This window comes from Mycobacterium sp. NAZ190054 (assembly GCF_001545925.1).
In the GTDB taxonomy this organism is placed as follows: Bacteria; Actinomycetota; Actinomycetes; order Mycobacteriales; family Mycobacteriaceae; genus Mycobacterium.
In genome coordinates this window covers 1-5,115 of the sequence record NZ_LMVQ01000269.1, presented here as the reverse complement: position 1 = coordinate 5,115, position 5,115 = coordinate 1, and the positions used below count along the sequence as shown (strand labels likewise).

Here is a 5,115-nt window from a genome sequence, read left to right as displayed (position 1 = left end):
GCTCCTCAGGAGGCGCCGGTGTCGCCGATGTCGGCGGCCGAGCAGGCGGCTCAGGGCGCGGGACAAGGTGCGCCGCAGGGAGGTTCGCAGGGTGGTTCACCCAGCGGCGGGTCTCAGGGCGGCTCGCCCGGGGGCGGTTCACCGGGCGGCGCTCCGAGCGGTGGTTCGCCCGGCGGTGGGATGCCCAACCTCGGCAAGGGTGAGCCGAAACTCCCGACGGATCCGGGTCTGCGGCCGGCGGCGGCCGGGGGCGGAGGATCCGCAGGCGGCGGCGGTGGAGGCGGCGGAATCCCGGCTGCGCCAATGCAACCGGCCGTCGGAGCGGAGACGGTCGCGCCGACGCCGGTCGTGCCGGCGGCTGCGGCAGGACCGGGGGTCAGCAGCGGTTCCGGTGGCGGCGTCGCCGGCGGAATGGGCGGCGGGATGGCGCCCATGATGGGCGGGGCACACGGCAGCGGAAGTGGTGAGAAGAAGCGCAATCCGCAACTGTCGCCGGACGAACCGCTGTACGTCGAGGATCGGCCGCACACCGAACAGGTCATCGGGGTTCGGCCGCGGCGGCGGGGCGGCACCGACGACACCAAGAAGGGAGACACGCAGTGACCGACGACATGCATCCGGAAGTGGCTGCGGTGCTTCGGCAAGCGCGGCGACTGCAGGCGTTGATGGATGAGCAGTTGGACAAGATGGCGACCGGGTCGTTCACGGCGTCCGATGAGAACGACACGGTCGAGGTGACGCTCAACGGCCATCAGTGGCTCAAGGACGTCTACATCCAGGACGGCCTGCTGCGCCTCGGTGCCGAGGAGGTCGAGAATCGGGTGAACGAGGCGCTGCACAAGGCCGGTGCGGAAGCGTCGGCGTCGATCGATGCCGATCGTGAGCGGATCGACGCGGTCGTCGCGGAGATCACGGCGGAGATAACGGAGCCGGAGTGAGCGATGGCGGCGACCCTTTCTGTGGTGCGGTCCTCTGATCCGGACAGGTTGACCGCTGCAGCTCAGGCGATGCAGCATTCGATAACCGCAGTCGACGCCACAATCCGAGACCAGCAAGGACTGCTGCGCGCCCTGGGCGAAAGTTGGTCCGGCGACGCCGGCCAGGCGGCGCTCGACCTCGGACGGTCGACTCTGGCCGCGCATAGCGCCTTTCGGGACCGGCTACACACGACGCAGCAGGTCCTGTCCCGCGGTGGCGGTGTGCTCTCCGAACTCCGCGAACACATCCTGAGTGCGGCGGTTCAGGTTGCCAAGGTCGGCGGCGTGCTCAGCGACGACGGGTACGTGACCTCCACGGGCATCGGACCGTTGCTCTCACCCGAGGTGGCGATGGCCTACTCGGTGGTCCTGAGGAGGCTGCTGGCGACGTTCACGGCGGCCGACACGGCCACCGCGGCGGCATTGTGCGGCGAACGTACCGGCATACAGATGCGAGCCGCAGACTTCCCCGGTGGGATCTGGCATACGCCAACAGTTCTCGACCTCACTCGGCGTTCCAATGAGACCGCCGCATTCATGGAGGTTTTCGGACGGAAGCCGAAGTCCTCTGCCGATTGGCAGACCGCGGCCGCCCTCGACCCGCACAGCTACGCAGGCAGGTACGAAGGTCGACCTCCGAGCATCGTGGTGGGCAGGATCGAACCTGTTCCGGGGCAGGGGTTCATCAAGGCCGGGCTTTTCATTCCACGGGACCAGGTCTTCAACGTTCCGCGCAATGATCTGGGCGACAACCGAGGATTCGATACCGGTTTCCAACCAGAGGACACCCGCGTAAGCCTGTACGTCGACTACGAGAACGGCCTGGTGATCGCGCGCCAGAACCCGTCCGTAGATGTTGAGGGCGATGTGGCGGTCTTGACTCCTGTCGTGAAAGTGCAGCAGACGCCCGAAGGCGCTGTCAGGATCCAGTACGAGGCAAAGAATGCGTTCGCCCCGCCCGGAGCGGAAGTGTCAAGACATGTTGTCGCCGGTGACGTCGTCGTCACACCTGGAATTGGCGGCCAGCCCGCCACAGTCGACGGCGTCATCGGGAACTACCCCTCGCTGGAGATTTATCAGAGCATGCCCGATGGCTCGCTCCATACCCTCGCACAGGATGCCGCGGACAGCGGCAATATCCTCGGTCCACTCACTGAGCTGCCATTCCGGCATGAAATCGGCAATGGTTCAGCAGCGTTCGAGCCGTTCGCGTCGCACGCTCCCCCGCTGCCCGGATGGCCTTGGTATCGGGGGGACATCGCGCCCTACATTTACGGCCAGATCGACCCGAACACACCGACAGACCTTGGACCGACCGACGAAGTCCCGAACGTCGTCGTGGTGCGTTAAGGGGCGATCTATGACTGCAGGGTACGGCACTTGGACATGGCAGCCGAAAGAGGCGTCGTTCTGGGCGGCAGCCACCTTGGGCGTCCCGATCTTGTTGTCGGCGGCGCTACTTCGTACGCTGGTCGTTGAGATGGTTCTCGGACACTTCGGATTTTCCGAGTCGAGTGCCCGGGGGATCGCTGTCGTGACGACCCTCACGATTCTCGGACTTTGTTTCTTTCTTCTTCGGCTTGCGGCGTTGTCCTGGATGAGAGGGACGGCTCTCGCAGCAGCAGTCGCCGGCGTATTCGTCCTGACAGCCGCCATGTTGATGTTATGAACCGCAACGACGGCCTGGGCGAGTTGTTCGGCCCCGCAAGCCTATTGGGCGTCATCCTCGGAACCGCCTGCATAACGCTGCTCGTGTTTGGGGCGTATGAGGTCGCGGTCGTCTGCGCCTGTCTGCTGGTGCTGAGTTCGCCGATCATGCTCATCTCCGGGGCGGCCAGGCGGCTCGGTACCGGGGTTGTGGTCTCGCTGGCCGCCATTCCATTTACGCTTGTGCCCTTCTTGCTGGCCGCACGCTTTCTCGGGGAGTGAGCGCTTGGCCCGTCAATCGAAACTATGGGTAACGGAGTCAGCTGCTGTCGGCAGGCCAAAATCACGGCCTTAACAACCCACAATGTGTCGTAAGGCGGTGCGGCATAGTTCCCGACATATGAAAAGGCTTGAGTGGACTTGGGAGGATCTGTAATGGTCGGTCATGAACGGGTGACCTGAGCGTGAGCATGCCGCCTACTTCTGGCCCGTATCCCGTTGCGCCCGAACCGGAAAACGCCGACATGAGCAGCCCCGAACCTCTCGTAAGCTAGTTAAGTCGGCCGGTCTATGGACTCACACGAAGGGTTAGCTGACCAGGAAGGGGTTCTGGGAATGATCGGGCACAGATCCGCCGCCTTCTGGGCGGCCGCCGCAAAGTCCTGTGACCGGGCATGCATCGAGGGATTCGCTGACTTCTGAAAGGGATCAGCGGCCGCCCAGTGGCGGTATCGCGAAATGGGTTGTTGCCTGCTTAGCGCTACTCGCAGTGATCGTCGTCGTGGCAGTTTCAGCACTGATCGTGTTGAGGGATAAATCCGACTCGAGCACGCAATCAACGACCGGCGCGATTACACCGTCGGTTGATCAGTCGACGATCGCGAGCGCAGGCGACAAAGACTCCGTTGGCCTGATTACCGATGATCCGACGTGTGCTTCCTGGGAACCAATTGCTAGGACGTTGTCAGAACAGCAAAAGAATGGATGGGATAGGCGCGATCCGCGTATCCCTGCGTCGTCATGGACGGCCCGGCAGCGACTCGAGTACGACGCTGTTGAGAAGGCTATGCGCAACGCAGCAGACCAGACAGTCGCTTTAATTTACCTTACGCCTCACCGAGTTATGCGCGAGCTGTACGAGCAATCGGTGGCGTATTGGCGTGCATATGCGGATAGTCTGGAGAATTACACTGCAGAAGACGACGCGCTCGCATTAGTTGCGAATAGCACTTCTGGAGCCCTCGTGTGGATTTGCGCGGCCCAAACCTACGGTTCCGCCGACGCCCGAAAGCCTCTGATTGCCCGACCGCTCGCTCCTATTTCGGTCGCCGCCATCAACGACCCAGCCAACCCGACGCGATTCATGAACGTCCCCTCGCCCGTTTGTGATGACTGGTCAGAAGCCTCGCGGCGCTTCGATGCAAACATCGACCAATGGGCTCGGGCCGTGGACCCGAATGCACCAGCAAGTCAATGGCCGCTTGAGTTGCAGAGTTTAGCTGCAAGGGCGGCCTTGGTTTTGCAGGAGAATGCTAGCGAGGTCGCCAATATGGGCGCGACAAGCCAAAACCCGACCCTAAGCGATTTTGCATCGCTTGCGGCACAATACCAGCGCGCGTATGCGCAAGCCATACCGAGTTACACGCCTGCCGACAATTATCTGAACAGCGCGGCTGCCGACCTGGTCGTGGCTATTAATCAAGCATGCCGAGCGGCTCTGAACTAAGTTATGGGAATCGAGAAGATCGTCGGCGAGTACATCGAAGAGATGACTGAGCTTAACGGCTGGCCCGACATGAACGAATCTGAACTAACCCGCCGTGCGACGGAATTTCTCGATCGGCGCAATCTTCTCCATTCTAAGGTCGAACATCGGCAACGCCATAGTGACGCCATTTCGAGGGCGGAGTTTGGTCTGGTGGAGAGTCAACGCAGAGGCGGTGCATTTGAGCTCACAACCCAGCCCAGTGGCCGCACACTGGCCCTCCATCAGGACCACCGCAAGATATGCCTTTTGGATCGCAGCGAGGATCCGACGCGCGGATGAGTAAGGCTAGTCCCGCAGCAAAATGGATTCTCGGTGGTCTGGCGTTCCTCGTTGTCGTTGCGCTCTCCGTTGCTGCCACACTGATATTCACGCGTGACTCGTCGAGTCCGCTAGCCTCACGTACGCTGGCACCGCCGACACCGAATACACCTGTTGATACATCGGACATCGCGAGTGCGCAGGACCATGGGCCCATTGAAATAGTTACCGAAGATTCGACGTGCACCGCTTGGACTTCGATTAGCAAGAGTCTGGCTGAGGAGGCGTCCAAAGGTTGGGACCGACGCAATCCGTCGGTTTCATCAACGGATTGGACACCTAGTACTGCAGCCGTAGATCGAGTTCATTGTTGTTCGCGTCGTCGGTAGTGCGATTGCCGGGCTCGGTATTGGTGTTGTCGTCGCCATCGTGACCAGGCCAGCAGGCTGGTGATGGTCTGGTTGG

6 protein-coding genes and 1 pseudogene are annotated in these 5,115 nt (G+C 62.1%); all 7 read left to right on the top strand.

Going from position 1 to position 5,115, the window contains the following annotated elements; translation table 11 throughout:
- A pseudogene (locus tag ASJ79_RS18440) lies at positions 1 to 603 on the top strand (ESX-1 secretion-associated protein); the annotation flags it as partial.
- Entirely contained in the window at positions 600 to 938 is a 339-nt protein-coding gene (locus ASJ79_RS18435) for a YbaB/EbfC family nucleoid-associated protein (protein WP_067958166.1), read from the top strand. The pseudogene ASJ79_RS18440 and the gene ASJ79_RS18435, both read left to right, overlap by 4 nt.
- A 3-nt stretch (positions 939 to 941) precedes the next feature.
- Positions 942 to 2,327 (top strand): WXG100 family type VII secretion target, encoded by a 1,386-nt coding sequence (locus ASJ79_RS18430; protein ID WP_156448519.1) that lies wholly within the window; start codon positions 942 to 944, stop codon positions 2,325 to 2,327.
- Positions 2,328 to 2,337: 10 nt separating this feature from the next.
- A complete protein-coding gene (locus ASJ79_RS18425; protein ID WP_067958162.1) occupies positions 2,338 to 2,646 on the top strand; it encodes a hypothetical protein in 309 nt (102 codons plus the stop codon).
- A complete protein-coding gene (locus ASJ79_RS18420) occupies positions 2,643 to 2,906 on the top strand; it encodes a hypothetical protein (protein WP_067958158.1) in 264 nt (87 codons plus the stop codon). Before ASJ79_RS18425 ends, ASJ79_RS18420 begins: the two co-directional genes overlap by 4 nt.
- 487 nt (positions 2,907 to 3,393) lie before the next feature.
- Complete coding sequence (locus ASJ79_RS32425; RefSeq protein ID WP_156448518.1) at positions 3,394 to 4,350, top strand: hypothetical protein; 957 nt, start codon at positions 3,394 to 3,396, stop codon at positions 4,348 to 4,350.
- A 3-nt stretch (positions 4,351 to 4,353) separates the two neighbouring features.
- On the top strand, positions 4,354 to 4,671 hold the full coding sequence (locus ASJ79_RS32420) for a hypothetical protein (protein ID WP_156448517.1): 318 nt from the start codon (positions 4,354 to 4,356) through the stop codon (positions 4,669 to 4,671).
- Positions 4,672 to 5,115: the final 444 nt, after the last annotated feature.

Excerpts from the sequence above, each read along its gene's own strand:
- ASJ79_RS18425 (WP_067958162.1), top strand. The coding sequence starts at position 2,338 with ATGACTGCAGGGTACGGCACTTGGACATGGCAGCCGAAAGAGGCGTCG.
- ASJ79_RS18420 (WP_067958158.1), top strand. The coding sequence starts at position 2,643 with ATGAACCGCAACGACGGCCTGGGCGAGTTGTTCGGCCCCGCAAGCCTA.
- ASJ79_RS32420 (WP_156448517.1), top strand. The coding sequence starts at position 4,354 with ATGGGAATCGAGAAGATCGTCGGCGAGTACATCGAAGAGATGACTGAG.
- ASJ79_RS18430 (WP_156448519.1), top strand. The coding sequence starts at position 942 with ATGGCGGCGACCCTTTCTGTGGTGCGGTCCTCTGATCCGGACAGGTTG.